The following is a 19730-nucleotide window of genomic DNA, read 5'->3' as shown; positions in this document are numbered from 1 at the left end:
TCAGTGGCATGCGTCAACGAGACTAACGCTGCTGACGCGCCCTGATCGCCGCCAGCATCTTCTGCGCCAGCGCCGCGTAGTCACCGTCGAAGTGGTGGCCACCGCTGATCTGCAGGCGCTCTCCGGGGGCTCCGGCTTCGGTGCAGCCGCTCTCGGCCGCTTCCTCGCTGCCGTAGATGCAATACACCTTGGCCGCCGGAACCTTGCGCAGCTCCGGTCCGGTGGCAGCCTCCGCGCCATCCTTGCCGAGCCAGCCACTGACGGCGATCTCGAAGCTGCCGCTGCGGGCGAAGGCCAGCAGCAGCATGGCATCCACCTGCTGCTGGTCACTCGCCGGCAGACGGTTGTAGATCGCCGGCAGCACGTCGGCGCCGAAGGAATAGCCCGCCAGCACGAAGCGCCTGATGTGCCATTTCTCGCGGTACTCCTGCATCAGGCGCGACAGGTCGGCGGCACTGCGTTCCGGGCTCTTGCGCTGCCAGTAGTAGCGCAGGGTATCGATGCCCACCACCGGATAGCCGGCAGCGGCCAGGTGCTCGGCCGAGGCCCGGTCGAGATCGCGCCAGCCGCCGTCACCGGAGTAGAACAGGGTCAGGGTATCAGCCGCCTGCGCCGAAGGGTGCTCGACCACCGGCAGCGGCGCGCCCCGGCCGGCGAGCAGCTGCTGCAACTGGTCGGCCAGCAGGGTCGGCAGCGGCGTACCCAGGGTGCCGATGCGCGGCTCGCCGTTGCCCTGCTCACGCAGGAAGCGCGCGTTGGCATCGCCGGGGTTGTCGTTCCACAGGGCGATCCAGTGGCCGTGCGCGGCCTTCTTCGGCAGCGCCTCGGCGCAATCGGGCTGGCCCAGGTCGAAGCCCACCGACAGCGCCTGCGCCTGGTCATCGTCCTGCGTGGCCAGCCAGCGCCAGGCCGAAGCGGCGGCCGGCCCGACACCAGCAACGAGGGTCGGCTTGCCGCCCAGCAGCCCGCTGGCCTGATCGATCAGGCGCCGCTGCGCGCCGCAATCGTGCGCCACGAAGGGCATCTGCAGCACGCGCACGTCTCCTGCGTCGGCCAGCCGTCGCAGCAGCGCCTCGTCCAGCGCCTGCTCGGGCGGCGCGATCAGCAGCAGGCGCTGGCGTGCCTCGCCCTGGCTCAGCAGCTGCGCACTCAGCCCCTGGATCTGCACCGTCTGCAGATGCGGCAGCGCACGCATCGACCACCACCAGGTCACCCCGCCCACCGCCAGGGCAGCCACCAGCAACAACCCGCCCAGTACCCCTGTCGCCTTGTTCATTTCAACGCCTCACCAGTCCACCCAGACCGCCGGCGATCAACGCGGCGGTGTCGGCCAATGCCACCCAGGGGTCGAGCCCGGCCGGCACGGCCAGATAGCGCGGTTCCCACTGCGGCAGGAACTTGTCTTTGAAGCGGCGCAGCCCCTGGAAGTTGTAGAAGCTCTCGCCGCGATCGAACACCAGCGCGCCCAGGCGCAACGGCAGCGGCGCCCCCTTGCGCGTCTGCAGGCCGGCCAGCGGCACCATGCCGAGGCTGAAGCGCGCATAGCCCTCGCCCTGGAATTGCTGGATCAGCCCGAGCATGAGGAACTCCATGGTCGATTTCGGCGCATCCGGCAGCACGCGCATCAGGTCGAGGCTGGCGACCGCTCGCGTCTGACACTCCAGCAGGTTGGCGAAGGCCACCGCGCGCCCTTCGAAGCGCACCACCGCAATCCGGAAGTGCGCCAGGTACTCGGGGCTGAAGCGGCCGAGGGAGAAGCCTTTCTCGCGCACCTGCTTGCCCGCCAGCCAGGCAGCGGATATGCCCTGCAGCGCGTCCAGGGGGGCCGCGCCGGGGGCATGCAACTCCAGGCTCAGGCCATCGCGCTGGCCACGGTTCCAGGTGTAGCGCAGCGCCTTCATCTCCTTGCCGTTGCTGGCCAGGTCGAAGGTGTGCAGATCCACCAGCGCCTCCTCACCCAGTTTCAGTGCGGTCAGGCCGATGTCGATGTAGCCGGGCAGGTTCTCCGCCCGCACCTGGTAGAACACCGGCCGCGCATGGTGACGGTCGCACAGGTCGCGAAACTGCCAGATCAGCTCGGCGCGCGCCGCCGGCGGGCCGATGGGATCGAACAACGCCACCAGGCTGCGGCCACGGCGGGCGTACATGAGAAACGCCTGGCCATCCGGGTGGAACAGCAGCGCCTTGTCGCCACTGAGCGCCAGGCCACCTTCCGGCTGCCGCGAGGCCTCGACGATGATCCGTGCCCGCGCCAGCATCTCGCCGTCCGGCAGGCGGATGCTCGGTGGCGTGGCACGCAGCAGCCAGGTCAAGCCGACCGCCAGCAGCACCAGGGCACTGCCCAGGGCGGCACGCAGGCCACGCGGGGCATTGCCGTCCAGTTCGAACTGCCACCACAGCTGGTGGCTGTAGGCGACATCCTGATAGACGAACAGCAGCAGCCAGACCGAGGCCGCGATCACGCCACTGGTGGCCGCCAGCGCCAGGCCCGAGGCCGGCATGTCGAGCAGCCGACTGGGTCGGTAGAACTCCCGGCGAAACAGCGCCAGCACCCCGGCGATAGCCGCCAGCACCAGCGCCTCCGGCCAGTCGAAGCCCTTGAGCAGCGACAGCACCACGCCCAGGCAGAGCAACACCAGGGTCAGCACCCAGGCGGCGGACAGGCGCCGGCGCAGCCCCTGCGCCAGCAGCAGGCACAGCGTACCGACCAGGCTCGCCGCCAGGTGCGAGGCGGCGATCAGCGGCGGCGGCATGAGAAAACCCAGGGCCTTGAGGTGCTCGTCCATGGTCGGCGTGACCCCGGAAAACAGCAGCACTGCGCCGGCGCAGAACACCAGCAGTGCCAGCAACGGTACCGCCAGGTTGCTGGCCACCCTCGCCACCTGGCGCGGGAACCACAAGCGCCGCGCCTCCACCGCCAGCAGCAGAAGCCCGGCGGCCAGCAACGGCAGCATCACGTAGAGCAGACGGTAGAGCAGCATGGCCGCGACCAGCCCGGCCGGGTCGATGCGCGAGGAGAACGCCGCCAGCAGCACGGCCTCGAACACCCCGACACCACCCGGCACATGACTCAGCACACCGGCGGCCAGCGCCAGCATGTAGATCAGCACGAAGGACGAGAACGGCGGCGCCTCGGGCAGCAGGCAGTAGAGCACGCTGGCGGCGATCAGCACGTCGAGGCTGCTGATCAGCAGTTGCACCAGGCTCATGCGCACGCCGGGCAGGCGCAGGCTGAAGCGCCCCAGGTCCACTTGCCAGCAGCCGGGGGCAGGCCGCTCGGCCAGGCGTCTGCGCGCCAGCAGCAGACCCAGCGCCAAGGCGGCGAGCAGCACCGCCACGGCCAGCAGCGCCAGCAACGGCGCGGGCAGGCGCAGCGCCGCCGCGGCGTCCGCCAGGTCGAAGAGGGCGGCCAGGGCCGCGAGAATCGGCAGACTGATACCGAGCGACAGGCTGGCGAACAGGCTCATTCGCGCCACATCGCCCGCGCCGAGCCCATTGCGCGTATACAGGCGATAGCGCACCGAGCCCCCGGACAGCGCCGACAAGCCCACCGCGTTGCCGATGGCGAAGGCGCAGAAGCCCCCCAGCGCCAGGGTCGACGCGGGCAGGCGGACGTCGGCATAACGACTGGCCGACCACTCGTAGGCGAGCATCAGCAGAAAACCCAGCACGGTGGCCAGCATGGCCGCGAACAGCGCCCGTGGCGGCACCGCCGCCAGCGAGTCGCGCACCTGATCCGGGTTGATCTCGCGCACCAGATGCCAGCAGGCCAGCAGCGCCAGGCCGAACAGCAGCAACGACAGGCCGAGGCCGATCAGGTGACGCTGACGGTGCAGCCAGCCGGGTCGAGAAGGGGGAGGAAGTTCCGGCGCATCGGCGCCGTTAGCGGGGAGTTCGGATACCGCTCGACTCATGTCGAAACGCCTCTGATGGACGCCACCTCGGAGCGAGGTCTTGGTCAGAGTGCAGATGTAACGAAATGTTCCTCGGCTTTCCGCTTTTCGTCACGCGTACCGCAGCGTTTGCGCCGTCAGGCTTCGTCGAGGAAACGCAGGCCCGCGCCCTCGGCATCCACCCGCATCACTTCCATCTGCAGGATGGGCGCGGGGAAGGGCAGATCCTGGACCTGCCCGGTGACGTGGGTGCCAACGGCCAGGCCGGCCATGTCCGGATGCTTCACGTACACGCCGCTGTCGGACAGGTCGCGAGTCTGTGCCAGTAGCTCACCGAAACTCGGATGGCTGATCTTGATCCGGCACTTCATCGGGGTACGTACCTGCTGACGCTGGTTGGACATGACGGCTCCGAGGATTGGTCGAGCGATGTCGCCTTTAATAGCGCATTACCGCGCCGAGGCCCAGCAGGCGGCAGAAAAAAGGCGCCATCATGGCGCCTTCTTCGACAATCCTGCCCTGAAGCAGGACGTCAGTACCACTTGGCCTCGCCATCCGGGCGCTTCTTGAAGCGCTTCATGCTCCACATGTACTGGCTCGGATAGGTGCGCACGTAACGTGCGATCACTTCGCTCATCGCCGCCACGCCCTCTTCCACGTTTTCGCTGTACATGCCTTCCGGCGCGGCCTCGAGAATCACCTTGTAACCGCTGCCGTCATCCAGGCGCACGGCATGCAGGAACACCCCGACCGCCTTGCCGCCGGTGAGCATGCCAGGGACGAACTTGCTGGTCAGGGCCTGGGTACCGAGGAAGGGCACGAACACTCCCGCCGAACGGCTCGGTTCCGGGTCGGCAGGAATACCCACGGCGCCGCCCGAGCGCACTTCCTTGATGATGCGCAGGATGCCTTCCTTGGTTGACGGGGCCACACGGTTGCCCATCTGCACGCGCTGCTGCTGCAGCAACTCGTCGACCGCCTTGAGCTTCGGCGGGCGGTAGAAAACGATCGGTTTGCACTGGTTGCCGTAGAAGTGATTGAGCACTTCCCAGTTGCCCAGGTGACTGGTGATGCCGACCACGCCCTTGCCGGAGGCCAGCGCCTGCTGCAGCACTTCCAGGCCTTCCACTTCGCGGACCAGCTGGAGCGACTTCTGCGCCGGCCAGATCCAGGCGCAGGCGCTTTCGGTCAGGGTCTTGCCGATGTCCTTGAGGCTTTTCCCGACCAAGCGCTCGCGCTCGGCCTCGCTCAGCTCGGGAAAGCACTTGGCCAGGTTGATGCGCGCGACGTCACGCGAACCGTTCGGCAGCTTCCACATCAACCAGCCGATGGCGTTGCCCACGGCCTGCACGGCACGCCAGGGCAGCAGTGCGAACAAGCGCAGGAACCCCACAACCAGGGCGCCCTTGAGTTTCTCCACGACAGACTCCAACCGCTCGGAAAGGCGTCAATTGTAGCGGCGCAGGAGCCGTGCAGTCAGTACAGGCTCGTCCGAACCCGTTGCTGCAGGTCGCGCTCGTAAGCCTCGACGTCGAACTCGTCGTCGAGGATGCAGCGGAAGATATCGCCGGCACGGGGCAGGCTGGCCCGCTCGATCTGACGCGCGGCATCCCACAACCCGGAGCGCAGCGCCGCCTTGGAACACTGGAAGTAGCAACTGTCGATGCGGATGCGCAGCACGCTGCGTGGCAACTTGCCCTGGGCGCGCCCCAGTTCGAGCAGTTCGGGGTCGAGAGAGATTTCCGCGCGACCATTGACCCGCAGGCTCTCGCCGACTCCGGGGATCAGGAACAGCAGCGCCACCTGAGGGTTCTGCACGATGTTGCGCAGGCTGTCGATGCGGTTGTTGCCGGGGCGGTCCGGCAGCAACAGGGTCTGGTCGTCGAGAATCTGCACGAACCCCGGCGCATCGCCTCGCGGCGAGCAGTCCATGCCGTCCGCGCCGGTGCTGGCCAGGACCACGAAGGGCGAGGCCTCGATCAGCGCACGGTAGGGTGCGATCAGCCGTGGCAGCTCCTTGCGCCGCGAACGTTCGTGGCTTTCGCCGTACAGTGCGAGCAGTTCATCCAGCGTGGTGATGGTGGTCATGAGCCCTTCAATTGCGCGTAACGGTCGCAGTCGGTGGTGTGGTCCATCACCATACCCGTGGCCTGCATGAAGGCATAGCAGATCGTCGGGCCGACGAAGGTGAAGCCGGCCTTCTTCAGCGCCTTGCTCATCGCCTCGGCCTCGGGGGTCACGGCCGGCATCTGGCTGCGGTCACTGAAGTGGTTGATCTTCGGCGCGCCGCCAACGAACGACCAGAGCAGCGTCACCGGGTCCTCCAGGCGCAACCAGGCCTGCGCGTTCTGGCGCACGGCCTTGAGCTTGAGGCGGTTGCGGATGATGCCGGGGTCCTGCATCAGCTGCTCGATCTCCTCGTCGCTCAACCGCGCCAGGCGCTCGGGGTCGAAGCCGTGCAGCACCTGGCGATAGCGCTCGCGCTTCTTCAGCACGGTGATCCACGACAGCCCGGCCTGTGCGCCTTCGAGCAGCAGCATCTCGAACAGATGGCGCGCATCGCGCTGCGGCACGCCCCATTCCTCGTCGTGGTAGGCCTGGTAGAGCGGATCGTCGGTACACCAGAAGCAACGGGGCATGGCGGTAGGCCTCGGTCAGGATGAGGGGGTGACTATAGCCGCAAAACAACTGGATATAAATACAGTCAGCGCCGCCATTGGATGATGCCGATGTGCCGTACCCTGCGGCTTGCGCCGAGTTTCGATATACTCCCCGGCTTTCCCTCGCAAGCCTCCACAGGTGATTTCTTCGTGAGCCAGAACAAGCCTGCCGCACGCACCTTCCAGGACCTGATCCTGGCCCTGCAGAACTACTGGGCCGAACAGGGCTGCGTCGTGCTGCAACCCTATGACATGGAAGTCGGCGCCGGCACCTTCCACACCGCCACTTTCCTGCGCGCCGTCGGCCCGGAAACCTGGAACGCCGCCTACGTGCAGCCCTCGCGCCGCCCGACCGACGGCCGTTACGGGGAAAACCCCAACCGCCTGCAGCACTACTACCAGTTCCAGGTGGTCCTCAAGCCCAACCCGGAGAACTTCCAGGAACTGTACCTGGGTTCGCTCAAGGCCATCGGCCTCGATCCGGAAGTCCACGATATCCGCTTCGTCGAGGACAACTGGGAGTCGCCGACCCTCGGCGCCTGGGGCCTGGGCTGGGAAATCTGGCTCAACGGCATGGAAGTCACCCAGTTCACCTACTTCCAGCAGGTCGGTGGCATCGAGTGCTACCCGGTGACCGGCGAGATCACCTATGGCCTGGAGCGCCTGGCCATGTATCTGCAGGGCGTCGACTCGGTCTATGACCTGATCTGGACCGACGGTCCGTTCGGCACCGTGACCTATGGCGACGTGTTCCACCAGAACGAAGTGGAGCAGTCGACCTACAACTTCGAGCACGCCAACGTCGAGAAGCTGTTCGAACTGTTCGACTTCTACGAGAGCGAAGCCAACCGCCTGATCGAGCTGCAATTGCCGCTGCCGACCTACGAAATGGTGCTCAAGGCCTCGCACACCTTCAACCTGCTCGACGCCCGCCGCGCCATCTCGGTGACCGCGCGTCAGCAGTACATCCTGCGTGTACGCACCCTGGCCCGCGCCGTGGCGCAGAGCTACCTGCAGGCACGTGCCCGACTCGGCTTCCCCATGGCCACCCCGGAATTGCGTGACGAAGTACTGGCCAAGCTGGAGGCGCAAGCATGAGTGCACAAGATTTCCTGGTCGAGCTGGGCACCGAAGAGCTGCCACCTAAGGCCCTGAAAACCCTGGGCGACGCCTTCCTCGCCGGTATCGAGAAAGGCCTCAAGGCCGCTGGCCTGAACTACGCCAGCGCCCGTGCCTATGCCGCGCCGCGCCGCCTGGCGGTGCTGGTCGAGCAGCTCGAGGAGCAGCAGGCCGACCGCAGCATGAACCTCGACGGCCCGCCCATCCAGGCCGCCTTCGACGCCGACGGCAATCCCACCCAGGCCGCCCTGGGCTTCGCCCGCAAGTGCGGCGTGGACATCGCCGAGATCGACCGCAGCGGGCCGAAACTGCGTTTCGCCCAGCACATCCCCGGCCAGCCGGCCGTGAACCTGCTGCCGACCATCGTCGCCGACTCGCTCAACGACCTGCCGATTCCCAAGCGCATGCGCTGGGCCGCTCGCCGCGACGAGTTCGTACGCCCGACCCAGTGGCTGGTGACGCTCTTCGGCGACAGCGTGGTCGACTGCGAGATCCTCACCCAGAAGGCTGGCCGCGTATCCCGTGGCCATCGCTTCCACGCCAATCGTGACGTGCGCATCAGCAGCCCGGCGAACTACGCCGAGGACCTGCGCAGCGCCTATGTGCTGGCCGACTTCGCCGAGCGCCGTACGCTGATCAGCCAACGCGTCGACCAGCTGGCCGCCGCCGAGCAGGGCACGGCCATCGTGCCGCCGGCGCTGCTGGACGAAGTCACCGCCCTGGTCGAATGGCCGGTGCCGCTGGTCTGCTCCTTCGAGGAACGCTTCCTCGAGGTGCCGCAGGAGGCGCTGATCAGCACCATGCAGGACAACCAGAAGTACTTCTGCCTGCTGGACGCGAACGGCAAGCTGCTGCCGCGCTTCATCACCGTGGCCAACGTCGAGTCCAAGGACCCGGCGCAGATCGTCTCCGGCAACGAGAAGGTCGTGCGCCCGCGCCTGACCGACGCCGAGTTCTTCTTCAAGCAGGACAAGAAGCAGAAGCTCGAAGGCTTCAACCAGCGCCTGGCCAATGTGGTGTTCCAGGCCCAGCTCGGTTCGGTGTTCGACAAGGCCGAGCGCGTCTCGGCGCTGGCCGGCTTCATCGCCCGCGAAGTCGGTGGCGATGCCCAGCGTGCCGCCCGTGCCGGCCTGCTGAGCAAATGCGACCTGGCCACTGAGATGGTCGGCGAGTTCCCGGAAATGCAGGGCATCGCCGGCTACTACTACGCGCTCAACGACGGTGAGCCGGAAGACGTCGCCCTGGCCCTGAACGAGCAGTACATGCCGCGCGGTGCCGGTGCCGAGCTGCCGAGCACGCTGACCGGTGCCGCGGTGGCCGTGGCCGACAAGCTCGACACCCTGGTCGGCATCTTCGGCATCGGCATGCTGCCCACCGGCTCCAAGGACCCCTATGCCCTGCGCCGCGCTGCCCTCGGCGTGCTGCGCATCCTCATCGAGAAGGGCCTGGACCTGGACCTGGCTGCCGCCGTCGATTTCGCCGTCGCCCAGTACGCCGGCAAGGTCAAGCACGATGGCCTGGCGGCCCAGGTGCTGGAATTCATCTTCGACCGCCTGCGTGCGCGCTACGAAGACGAAGGCATCGACGTCGCCGTGTACCAGTCCGTGCGGGCGGTCAACCCGACCTCGCCGCTGGACTTCGACCAGCGCGTGCAGGCCGTACAGGCCTTCCGCAAGCTGCCACAGGCCGAGGCCCTGGCCGCCGCCAACAAGCGCGTGTCGAACCTGCTGAGCAAGGCCGAAGGTGGCGTCGCCGCCCAGGTCGAAGCGCACTACTTCGACAACCCCAGCGAGTTCGCCCTGCACGCGGCGATCCAGCAAGCCGACCAGGCCGTACAGCCGCTGGCCGCTGGCCGCCAGTACGACGAGGCCCTGGCCAAGCTGGCCAGCCTGCGCGAGCCGGTGGACGCCTTCTTCGAGGCGGTGCTGGTCAACGCCGAGGATGCACGCGTACGTGCCAACCGCTATGCCCTGCTGGCCCGTCTGCGTGGCCTGTTCCTCGGCGTTGCGGATATCTCCCTGCTCGGCTGACACACGGCAGCGGCAAGCTACAGGCAGCATGGCGGCAAGCAGGCCGTCGCTGACTTGTAGCTTGCGGCTCGGAGCTTGCTGCTATGAAGTTACTGATCCTCGATCGCGACGGTGTCATCAACGAAGACTCCGACGCCTATATCAAGAGCCTCGACGAGTGGCTGCCGATTCCTTCGTCGATTGCCGCCATCGCGCGCCTGTCGCGTGCCGGCTGGACGGTGGCCGTGGCCACCAACCAGTCCGGAATCGCCCGAGGCTACTACGACCTGGCGACCCTGGAGTCGATGCATGCGCGCCTGCGCGAGCTGGTGGCGGAGCAGGGCGGCGAAGTCGGTCTGATCGTCTACTGTCCACACGGGCCGGACGATGGCTGCGACTGCCGCAAGCCAAAGCCGGGTATGCTCAGGCAGATCGCTGCGCACTACGGCACGGAATTGGCAGGTATCTGGTTCGTCGGTGACAGCAGCGGTGACCTGCAGGCGGCGCTGACCGTCGACTGTCAACCTGTGCTGGTGAAGACCGGCAAGGGCGAACGAACCCTGGCCAAGGCATTGCCGCCAGGAACCCTGGTATTCGACGATCTGGCGGCTGTCGCCGATCGACTGCTCTCATAAGGTGCGAAGTTCTATGGCGATCGTGCAGGCCCTCAGAATCACGCTTTTCTACCTGCTCCTGTCGTCCAGCTCCTTCTTCTGGTGCCTGATCAGCCTGCTGGTCGCGCCCTTGCTGCCCTTCCGCCAGCGCTATCGCTTCGTGGTCCAGGCCTGGTGCAACTGCGCGGTCTGGCTGGCCAAGGTGATCGTCGGCATCCGCTACGAGGTGCGTGGCCTGGAGCACATCCCCGAGCGCCCGTGCGTGATCCTCGCCAATCACCAGAGCACCTGGGAAACCTTCTTCCTCTCCGGCTTCTTCGAGCCGCTGTCGCAAGTGGTCAAGCGCGAGCTGTTGCGCGTGCCGTTCTTCGGCTGGGGCATGGCCCTGCTCAAGCCCATCGCCATCGACCGCAGCAACCCCAAGGCGGCGCTCAAGCAGATGGCCAAGCAGGGCGACGAGCGCCTCAAGCAGGGCGCCTGGGTCCTGGTGTTCCCCGAAGGCACGCGCATTCAGCCAGGGCAGATCGGCAAGTTCTCCCGCGGCGGTGCGGCGCTCGCGGTCAACGCCGGCCTGCCGGTACTGCCCATCGCCCACAACGCCGGCGAGTTCTGGCCCAAGGAAGGCTGGGGCAAGCGCTCCGGCACCATCCAGGTGATCATCGGCGCGCCCATGCATGCCGAGGGCGAGGGCCCGCGTGCCATCGCCGAGCTCAACGAGCGTGCCTTCCAGTGGGTCTGCCAGCAACAGGCGGCGATGCGCGGTGAAGAACCGGTGCTGAGCCGCCTGGGCGAATCGCTCTAGCTGTGGATAAGCTGTGCGTCAAATACCAGCAATGCGCCATCACAGGGTTCAAGCACATGATTTTCCTGGAGATTGGGCAGCACTAGGAAAATCGGCCTGTAGGGTATAACTTGCCTGAATGCCAATGCATGCCTCACAAGGCTCGACGGGCGCACAGTCTCGCCCCTGCAGATGGCCGATGATCCGATCGGGAAAAGGAATTCGCTGCCATGCCATCGATCTACCAGCTCAAGCCTGCCTTCCAGAACCTGTTGCGCCCGGGCGTCGAACGCCTCCATGCGCGGGGCGTCACCGCCAACCAGGTGACCCTGACGGCCGCGATCGTTTCCCTGCTCCTCGGTGCCCTGCTCGCGGCCTACAGCCAGCTGGCCTGGCTGTTCGCCCTGATCCCGCTGTGGATGCTGCTGCGCATGGCGCTGAATGCCGTCGACGGCATGCTGGCCCGTGAATTCGGCCAGCAATCGAAACTCGGCGCCTACCTCAACGAACTCTGCGACGTGATCGCCGACAGCGCCCTGTACCTGCCCTTCGCCCTGCTGCCGGGCGTCTCACCGCTGCTGGTGGTGGTCGTTGTCCTGCTGGCAGTGATCAGCGAATACGCCGGCGTGCTCGGCCCCATGGTCGGCGCGTCACGCCGCTACGACGGCCCGATGGGCAAGAGCGACCGCGCCTTCTGCTTCGGCGTGCTAGGTGCCGGCGTCGCCACCGGGCTACTCTCGGCCTGGTGGATCAACGCCCTGCTGGCACTGGTCCTGGCCCTGCTGCTCTATACCCTCTACAACCGCGTTCGCCATGGGCTGGCCGAAACGGCCTGAGCCATCCTCGGAATAAGGAGATTCCATGCGCCCCGTCCAACTGCACACCTTCACCACCCACGACGGCGTCGAACTGAGCTATCGCCACTGGCCCGCCAGCGCCCCCGAAGAGGGCCCACGACAGGCCGTACTGCTGTTCCATCGCGGCCATGAACACGGCGGGCGCATGGCTCACCTGGTGGATGAGCTGGACCTGCCACACTGCGACTTCTTCGCCTGGGACGCCCGTGGCCACGGCCTTTCGCCCGGCGCGCGGGGCGACAGCCCGAGCTTCGCCACCAGCGTGCGTGACGTGCAGACCTTCGTCGAGCACATCGGCAGCCGGCACGGCATCGTCGAGCAGGACCTGGCCGTGGTCGCGCAGAGCGTCGGGGCGGTGATCATCGCCACCTGGGCCCACGACTATGCCCCCAAGGTACGCTGCCTGGTGCTCGCCTCACCGGCCTTCAAGGTCAAGCTCTACGTGCCGTTCGCCCGCCCCGGCTTGAAGTTGCTGCATGCCTGGCGCGGCAACTTCTTCGTCAACAGCTACGTCAAGGCCAGGTTCCTGACCCACGACCCGGAGCGCATCGCCTCGTTCGACAACGATTCGCTGATCGCCCGCCCCATCTCGGTCACCATGCTCCTGGGGCTGTACGAGGCGGCCGATCGCATCGTCGCCGATGCCCAGGCGATTCAGGTGCCGACCCAGCTGCTGATCTCCGCTGCGGACTTCGTCGTGCAGCGCAAACCACAGGAAGCCTTCTTCGAGCGCCTCGGCAGCGTACGCAAGGAGAAGCACCTGCTGCCCGGCTTCTTCCACGACACCCTCGGCGAGCGTGACCGGGCCCATGCACTGAGCCGCGCCCGCCGCTTCATCCTGCGCAACTTCGAGCACCCCATGGCACGGCCGTCGCTGCTCGACGCCGACCGCCTGGGCGTCACCTGCGCCGAAGCCGAGGAGCTGGCTGCGCCCTTGCCGCAGAACTCGTTGCGCGACCTGTACTGGCGCGCCACCCGCGCCGGCATGCGCCTTGGCAGCGGCCTGTCGGACGGGGTCAAGCTGGGTTTCGACACCGGCTTCGACTCCGGCAGCACGCTGGACTACGTCTACCGCAACCAGCCCAGCGGCAAGGGCGCGCTGGGCCGGCTGATCGACCGGAACTACCTGGACTCCATCGGCTGGCGTGGCATTCGCCAGCGCAAGCTGCATGCCGAGGAGCTGCTGCGCCTGGCCATGCTCAGGCTGCGTGAGGCGGGCAAGGCCGTGCGCATCGTCGACATCGCCGCCGGCCATGGCCGTTACATCCTCGAATCGCTGGAGGGCCAGGAACAGCGTCCGGACTCGATCCTCCTGCGCGACTACAGCGACATCAACGTTCGCGACGGCAATGCGCTGATCCAGCAGAAGGATCTCGGCGACATCGCCCGTTTCGTCAAGGGCGATGCCTTCGATCGCGAAGACCTCGCGGCGCTCGATCCCAAACCGACCCTGGCGGTGGTCTCCGGCCTGTACGAGCTGTTCGGCAGCAACCAGATGGTCGGCGACTCGCTGGCGGGCCTGGCGGCAGCGGTCGAGGAGGGCGGCTACCTGGTCTACACGGGGCAACCCTGGCACCCGCAGCTGGAGCTGATCGCCCGCGCCCTGACCAGCCACCGTGACGGCCAGGCCTGGGTCATGCGCCGGCGCAGCCAGGCGGAGATGGACCAGCTGGTAGAGGCAGCAGGCTTCCGCAAGGTGGCCCAACGTATCGATCAGTGGGGCATCTTCAGCGTGTCCCTGGCGCAACGGGTGAAGTGATGCAGAGCACCCGCGAGCAGGGATTGTGGAAGCGGGGCGTTCTCTGGCTGCTGTTGCTCGGCCCGCTGTTCTTCGCCAGCTACGGCTTCGCCAACTGGTTCACCGGCCAGCGTGACGATGTCGGTAGCCTGGTCTTCGCCTGGGAGACGCAGGTGCCGCTCTGGCCCTGGACCATCGTGCCCTACTGGTCGATCGACCTGCTCTACGGCCTGTCGTTCCTGCTGCCCGCGTGCCGCCGCGAGATGGACCGCCATGCACTGCGCCTGCTCGCCGCGCAGGTGATCTGCGTGGCTTGCTTCCTCCTCTGGCCGCTGCGCTTCACCTTCGAGCGCCCCCCTCTGGAGGGCACGTTCGGCATGCTCTTCGACCTGCTGATGGGTTTCGACAAACCCTTCAACCAGGCACCCTCCCTGCACATCACGCTGCTGGTAATCATCTGGGCGATGTTCGCCAACCACACCCGCGGCCCGCTCTGGCGCGGACTGCTGCACCTGTGGATGGGGCTGATCGGCCTTTCCGTGCTGACCACCTGGCAACACCATTTCATCGACGTGCCCACCGGGCTGCTCGCCGGCTTCTTCTGCCTCTGGCTGCTGCCGCTGCAGGGCAGCACGCCGTTGCAGCACATGCGCCTGGCCACTGATCCTCGTCACTGGCGCCTGGCACTGCGCTACAGCCTCGGCGCGCTGCTGTGCTCGGCACTGGCGGTCAACCTCGGCGGTGCCTGGCTGTGGCTGTTGTGGCCGAGCGTTTCCCTGGCCATGGTCGCACTCAACTACCTGCTGTTCGGCGCGGCCGGCTTCCAGAAGCAGGCCAATGGGCGTCTCAGCCCGGCGGCTACGGCACTGCTCGGCCCGTACCTGCTCGCCGCCTGGATCAATTCGCGGCTATGGACGTACCGCCAGCCCGCGCCCAGCCTGGTGGTCGACGGTATTCACCTCGGCCGTCTACCCGCGGCGGGCGATCTCGACGGCTACGCCGCGCTGGTCGACCTGTGCGCCGAACTGCCGGCAGCGCCTGGCACGCTGGCCTATTGCAGCCTGCCGGCACTGGACCTGGTCGCACCGGATTCCGCGACATGCCGAGACGCCGCCGAAGCCATCGAGCGCCTGCGCCACCAGGGCCCGCTGCTGGTCTGTTGCGCCCTTGGGTATTCACGCAGCGCCACCGCCGTCGCGGCCTGGCTGCTGCACAGCGGGCGCTGCGGCGATGTGCACAGCGCGGTCGAGCTGATCCGCCAGGCCCGCCCACAGGTGGTGCTCGGTCCACAGCATCTGGCAGCGCTGCAGCGCCAGCTCGAGGCCTCACCACAGGTGGAGGTAGCCCATGCAGGCTGACCTGCAACTGGTCGCCGCGCTGCTGCGACGCGGACGCAGCCTCGATCACTTTTCCACTGCGCTGAGCCTGGTCGCCGTCGTGCTCGGGCTGTCGCCCCTGCTGGGTGCGCCGGGTGGCCTCGGCCTGGGGCTGTTCTGCGCGGCATTGCTGCTGGTCGGGCTCGCCGAGAAGTACTGGGCGCTGCGCGTCGCCCTGGACGCCGAACTGTTCCAGCAACTGGCGTGCGCCGGTGAGCAGCTGGACGCGCACACCCAGGCGCTGGATCAGGCGCTGCAGCGCCTCGGCCTGCAACCTGCCGAACAGGCCGGGCGCAGCTGGAGCCTGCGCTGCCAGGGTGCACTCGGCCTGCTGCGTAGGCAGGTACTGTGCTTGCTGTTCCAAGCCGTGCTCGTGCTGTTGGGCATCGTCTTCATTCACGCATTTCCCCCACCCGGTTAAGGAGTCGCCATGCTCGCTGCATTGACCGCTTTCGCCATCACCTCGGCGGCCCGCCTGCTCACGGGGGCCCGCGCCCTCTGGCTGGGCAGCACCGCCCAGCCCACCCAGCGTCTGTATTACGCCAACCACAGCAGCCACGGTGACTTCGTCCTGCTGTGGGCATCACTGCCGCCGGAGCTGCGCAAGACCACGCGCCCGGTGGCCGGTGCCGATTACTGGCAGAAGCCGGGCATGCGCAGCTTCCTGATCAATCGCGTGTTCAACGGCGTGCTGGTCGATCGCGAGCGCAAGGAAGAGGGCGCCAACCCGCTGCAGGCGATGCTCGATGCGCTGGACGGTGGCGACTCGCTGATCATCTTCCCCGAAGGCACGCGCAACCTCAGCGACGAGCCGCTGCTGCCGTTCAAGAGCGGGCTCTACCACCTGGCTCAGCAACGGCCGCAGGTCGAGCTGGTGCCGGTATGGATCGCCAACCTCAACCGGGTGATGCCCAAGGGCCGTGCATTGCCCCTGCCTTTGCTGTGCACCCTGAGTTTCGGTGCGGCGGTGGAGCCCATCGAGGGGGAGGGCAAGGAAGCCTTCCTGGAACGCACGCGCAACGCTCTGCTGGCACTGGCACCCGAGGAGGCCTGACATGGATCGCAATACCCTGCTGCTGTTCGCCGGTATCGGTGCCCTGCTGCTGCTGGCCAGCCTGGTCGGCTTCTTCCTGAAGAAGCGCAGTGGTGATCGCCCCAACCCGGTCATCGACAACCTCAACGCGCGAATCAACGCCTGGTGGGTGATGGTGCTGGTCATCGGCATCGCCTTCCTGTTCGGCAACAACGGCGTCGTCCTGCTGTTCTACTTCGTGTCCTTCTACGCCCTGCGCGAGTTCATGACGCTGACGCCCACCCGCCGCAGCGACTATCCGGCACTGGTCGCAGCCTTCTACTTCGCCCTGCCGATGCAGTACCTGCTGATCGCCCTGGGCTGGTACGGCCTGTTCGCCATCTTCATCCCGGTCTACCTGTTCCTGCTGCTGCCGATTCTCGCCTCGCTGGGCGGCGACACCACGCGCTACCTGGAACGCGCAGCCAAGGTGCAGTGGGGCCTGATGATCGCGGTGTACTGCATCTCCTCGGTGCCCGCCTTGCTGACCCTGGACATTCCCGGCTACGAAGGGCGCAACCTGCTGCTGATCGCCTGGCTGATCATCGTCGTGCAGCTCTCGGACGTCCTGCAGTACGTCTGCGGCAAGCTGTTCGGCAAGCACAAGATCGCCCCCAACCTGTCGCCCTCGAAGACCGTGGAGGGCTTTGTCGGCGGCGTGGCACTGGCCACGCTGATCGGCGCCTCGCTGTGCTGGATCACCCCGTTCGCCTTCTGGCAGGCGGCGCTCTTCGCCTTGCTGGTATGCATGCTCGGCTTCGCTGGCGGCCTGGTGATGTCGGCGATCAAGCGCGATCGCGGCGTGAAGGATTGGGGCCACATGATCGAAGGCCACGGCGGCATGCTCGATCGGCTGGACTCGGTGTGCTTCGCCGCCCCGGTGTTCTTCCACATGGTGCGCTACTGGTGGGCCTGACGGCCCGCCTTTTCTGCAGGCAATAAAAAACCCGCCGAGGCGGGTTTTTCATGACCTTCCGACTTCCTGTCGTTTGCCGTCCTGGCGCGGTCTGTCATCCGTGACCCGGGACATCCAGTTCCCGGTAGGTGTGTGTAGATTAGCCAAGACCTGCAGGCGAGGGGAGACGCCCATGGCGCTTCTCCTTGTAAGCCTTTTGCCATAGCGACAGCCATAAAAAACCCCGGCACACAGGCCGGGGTTTCTGTTTCCGATACCAGAGGGCTGGTGATCAGAAGTCCAGGTTCGACACCGCCAGGGCGTTGGACTCGATGAAGTCGCGGCGCGGCTCCACGGCATCGCCCATCAGGGTGTTGAAGATCTGGTCGGCCGCGATGGCATCCTCGATGGTCACCTTGAGCATGCGCCGCACTTCCGGGTCCATGGTGGTTTCCCACAGCTGATCCGGGTTCATCTCGCCGAGACCTTTGTATCGCTGCACGCTGTGACGCTTGGTGCTTTCGGTCATCAGCCAGTCCAGGGCCTCCTTGAACGTGCTCACCGGCTTCTTGCGCTCGCCACGCTGCACGTAGGCACCGTCTTCCAGCAGGCTGTTCAGCTGATCGCCCAGAGCCGTGACACTCTTGTAGTCGTTGCTGGCGAAGAAGTCGCGGTTGAAGGTGGTGTAGCTGGACAGGCCGTGCGCCTTGACCTCGACCTCAGGCAGCCAGATGTGGCGCTCACGGTCTTCACGCAGGCTGGCGGTGTAGGTCTGCCCGGACTTCTCCATCGACTTCAGACGCGCGCTGAAGCTGTCCAGCCAGGCCTGCATGCCGGCCTGGTCGGCCAACTGCTCGAGGCCGATGCGCGGCAGGTAGACGAGGTTCTCGGTGATGTCCTTGGGGTAGACGCGCGACAGGCGATCCAGGGTCTTCATCACGCTGCGGTATTCGCCGACCAGCTTCTCCAGCGCACCACCGGACAGGCCAGGGGCATTCTCGTTGACGTGCAGGCTGGCGTCTTCCAGGGCCGACTGGGTCATGTACTCGTCCATGGCCTCGTCGTCCTTGATGTACTGCTCCTGCTTGCCGCGCTTGACCTTGTACAGCGGAGGCTGGGCGATGTAGACATAGCCACGCTCGATCAGCTCGGGCAGCTGACGGAAGAAGAAGGTCAGCAGCAGGGTGCGGATGTGCGAACCGTCGACGTCAGCATCGGTCATGATGATGATGTTGTGGTAACGCAGCTTGTCGATGTTGTACTCCTCACGCCCGATACCACAGCCCAGTGCGGTGATCAGGGTGCCGACTTCGGCGGAGGAGAGCATCTTGTCGAAGCGCGCCTTCTCGACGTTGAGGATCTTGCCCTTGAGCGGCAGGATCGCCTGGGTCTTGCGGTTACGGCCCTGCTTGGCAGAACCGCCCGCGGAGTCACCCTCCACGATGTAGAGTTCGGACAGCGCCGGGTCTTTCTCCTGGCAGTCCGCCAGTTTGCCGGGCAGGCCGGCGATATCCAGGGCGCCTTTGCGACGGGTCATCTCACGTGCCTTGCGCGCCGCTTCACGGGCACGGGCAGCGTCGATCATCTTGCCGACCACGGCCTTGGCTTCGTTCGGGTTTTCCAGCAGGAAGTCGGCGAAGTACTTGCCCATTTCCTGTTCGACCGCGGTCTTCACTTCGCTGGAGACCAGCTTGTCCTTGGTCTGCGAGCTGAATTTCGGATCCGGAACCTTGACCGAGATGATCGCGGTCAAGCCTTCACGGGCATCGTCACCGGTGGTGCTGACCTTGAACTTCTTGGCCAGGCCTTCCTGCTCGATGTAGTTGTTCAGGTGACGGGTGAGGGCAGAGCGGAAGCCTGCCAGGTGGGTACCACCGTCACGCTGGGGGATGTTGTTGGTGAAGCAGAGGATGTTCTCGTTGAAGCTGTCGTTCCACTGCAGGGCGACCTCCACACCCACGCCATCTTCTTCGCGCTGGATGTTGAAGTGGAACACCTGGTTGACCACGGTCTTGTTGGTATTGAGGAACTCGACGAAAGCCTTCAGGCCGCCTTCGTACTTGAACAGCTCTTCCTTGCCGGTGCGCTCGTCACGCAGCAGGATACCCACGCCGGAGTTGAGGAAAGACAGCTCGCGCAGACGCTTGGCCAGGATATCCCAGCTGAAGTGAATGTTGGCGAAGGTCTCTTCGGACGGTTTGAAGTGGATCTGCGTGCCCGTGCCATCGGTATCGCCGACAGCGGTCAGGGGGGCCTGAGGCACACCATGCACGTAGGTCTGCTCCCAGATCTTGCCGCTACGGCGAATGGTCAGCACCAGCTCCTTGGAGAGGGCATTGACCACCGAGACACCCACGCCGTGCAGACCACCGGAAACCTTGTAGCTGTTGTCGTCGAACTTACCGCCCGCGTGCAGCACGGTCATGATGACCTCTGCGGCGGAAACACCTTCCTCCTTGTGCGTGTCGACCGGGATACCACGGCCGTTGTCACGCACGCTGATCGACTCATCAGGGTGGATGGTGATGGTGATTTCGCTGCAGTAACCGGCCAGCGCCTCGTCGATCGAGTTGTCGACCACCTCGAACACCATGTGGTGCAGACCACTACCATCGTCCGTGTCACCGATGTACATCCCGGGACGTTTGCGTACGGCGTCCAGTCCTTTCAGCACCTTGATGCTGGAGGAGTCGTACGTTTGGTTCTCGCTCATGCC

16 protein-coding genes and 1 pseudogene are annotated in these 19730 nt (G+C 66.1%); 10 read left to right on the top strand and 7 right to left on the bottom strand.

Going from position 1 to position 19730, the window contains the following annotated elements; all coding sequences use genetic code 11:
- Positions 1–22: 22 nt before the first annotated feature.
- From EWH21_RS01165 to EWH21_RS01140, 6 genes and pseudogenes are all read right to left on the bottom strand, one after another.
- On the bottom strand, positions 23–1246 hold the full coding sequence (locus tag EWH21_RS01165; protein WP_277700583.1) for an AcvB/VirJ family lysyl-phosphatidylglycerol hydrolase: 1224 nt from the start codon (positions 1244–1246) through the stop codon (positions 23–25).
- A gap of 31 nt (positions 1247–1277) precedes the next feature.
- A pseudogene (gene mprF / locus EWH21_RS01160) lies at positions 1278–3815 on the bottom strand (bifunctional lysylphosphatidylglycerol flippase/synthetase MprF); the annotation flags it as partial.
- A gap of 215 nt (positions 3816–4030) precedes the next feature.
- Positions 4031–4297 carry a PilZ domain-containing protein gene (locus EWH21_RS01155; RefSeq protein ID WP_037052309.1) on the bottom strand — a complete coding sequence of 89 codons (267 nt, stop codon included), beginning with the start codon at positions 4295–4297 and terminating at the stop codon, positions 4031–4033.
- 128 nt (positions 4298–4425) lie between these two features.
- Positions 4426–5313, bottom strand: coding sequence for a lysophospholipid acyltransferase (locus EWH21_RS01150; RefSeq protein ID WP_277699602.1), 888 nt, complete (start codon positions 5311–5313; stop codon positions 4426–4428).
- A gap of 56 nt (positions 5314–5369) precedes the next feature.
- On the bottom strand, positions 5370–5981 hold the full coding sequence (locus EWH21_RS01145) for a pyridoxamine 5'-phosphate oxidase family protein (protein ID WP_277699601.1): 612 nt from the start codon (positions 5979–5981) through the stop codon (positions 5370–5372).
- Entirely contained in the window at positions 5978–6532 is a 555-nt protein-coding gene (locus tag EWH21_RS01140; RefSeq protein WP_277699600.1) for a DNA-3-methyladenine glycosylase I, read from the bottom strand. Before EWH21_RS01140 ends, EWH21_RS01145 begins: the two co-directional genes overlap by 4 nt.
- A gap of 171 nt (positions 6533–6703) precedes the next feature.
- Here EWH21_RS01140 and glyQ point away from each other — a divergent pair, with 171 nt between their 5' ends.
- From glyQ to EWH21_RS01090, 10 genes are all read left to right on the top strand, one after another.
- Positions 6704–7651 (top strand): glycine--tRNA ligase subunit alpha, encoded by a 948-nt coding sequence (gene glyQ / locus EWH21_RS01135; RefSeq protein WP_037052319.1) that lies wholly within the window; start codon positions 6704–6706, stop codon positions 7649–7651.
- On the top strand, positions 7648–9702 hold the full coding sequence (gene glyS, locus EWH21_RS01130; protein WP_277699599.1) for a glycine--tRNA ligase subunit beta: 2055 nt from the start codon (positions 7648–7650) through the stop codon (positions 9700–9702). Before glyQ ends, glyS begins: the two co-directional genes overlap by 4 nt.
- A gap of 83 nt (positions 9703–9785) precedes the next feature.
- Positions 9786–10316 (top strand): D-glycero-beta-D-manno-heptose 1,7-bisphosphate 7-phosphatase, encoded by a 531-nt coding sequence (gmhB, locus tag EWH21_RS01125; protein ID WP_047592359.1) that lies wholly within the window; start codon positions 9786–9788, stop codon positions 10314–10316.
- A gap of 13 nt (positions 10317–10329) precedes the next feature.
- The gene (locus tag EWH21_RS01120) at positions 10330–11097 is read left to right on the top strand and encodes a lysophospholipid acyltransferase family protein (protein WP_134676629.1); all 768 of its coding nucleotides are present in this window, start codon (positions 10330–10332) and stop codon (positions 11095–11097) included.
- 209 nt (positions 11098–11306) lie between these two features.
- Positions 11307–11912, top strand: a complete 606-nt coding sequence (locus tag EWH21_RS01115) for a CDP-alcohol phosphatidyltransferase family protein (RefSeq protein ID WP_152487458.1) — start codon at positions 11307–11309, stop codon at positions 11910–11912.
- A gap of 25 nt (positions 11913–11937) precedes the next feature.
- Positions 11938–13692: a bifunctional alpha/beta hydrolase/class I SAM-dependent methyltransferase gene (locus EWH21_RS01110; protein WP_277699598.1), complete on the top strand. Its 1755-nt coding sequence runs from the start codon at positions 11938–11940 to the stop codon at positions 13690–13692.
- A complete protein-coding gene (locus tag EWH21_RS01105) occupies positions 13692–15029 on the top strand; it encodes a phosphatase PAP2/dual specificity phosphatase family protein (RefSeq protein WP_277699597.1) in 1338 nt (445 codons plus the stop codon). Before EWH21_RS01110 ends, EWH21_RS01105 begins: the two co-directional genes overlap by 1 nt.
- Positions 15019–15468 (top strand): hypothetical protein, encoded by a 450-nt coding sequence (locus EWH21_RS01100; RefSeq protein WP_047592349.1) that lies wholly within the window; start codon positions 15019–15021, stop codon positions 15466–15468. Before EWH21_RS01105 ends, EWH21_RS01100 begins: the two co-directional genes overlap by 11 nt.
- A 9-nt stretch (positions 15469–15477) precedes the next feature.
- Entirely contained in the window at positions 15478–16101 is a 624-nt protein-coding gene (locus EWH21_RS01095; protein ID WP_152487455.1) for a lysophospholipid acyltransferase family protein, read from the top strand.
- Between the two features lies 1 nt (position 16102).
- Entirely contained in the window at positions 16103–17035 is a 933-nt protein-coding gene (locus EWH21_RS01090; protein ID WP_037052335.1) for a phosphatidate cytidylyltransferase, read from the top strand.
- 271 nt (positions 17036–17306) lie between these two features.
- Here the strand turns inward: EWH21_RS01090 and gyrB are convergent, their stop codons facing one another.
- On the bottom strand, positions 17307–19727 hold the full coding sequence (gene gyrB / locus EWH21_RS01085; protein WP_047592346.1) for a DNA topoisomerase (ATP-hydrolyzing) subunit B: 2421 nt from the start codon (positions 19725–19727) through the stop codon (positions 17307–17309).
- Positions 19728–19730: the final 3 nt, after the last annotated feature.

The organism is Pseudomonas sp. REST10 (assembly GCF_029542605.1).
GTDB lineage: Bacteria > Pseudomonadota > Gammaproteobacteria > Pseudomonadales > Pseudomonadaceae > Aquipseudomonas > Aquipseudomonas khazarica.
The sequence above is the reverse complement of the archived record's forward strand: the minus strand, read 5'-3'. Positions and strand labels throughout refer to the sequence as shown.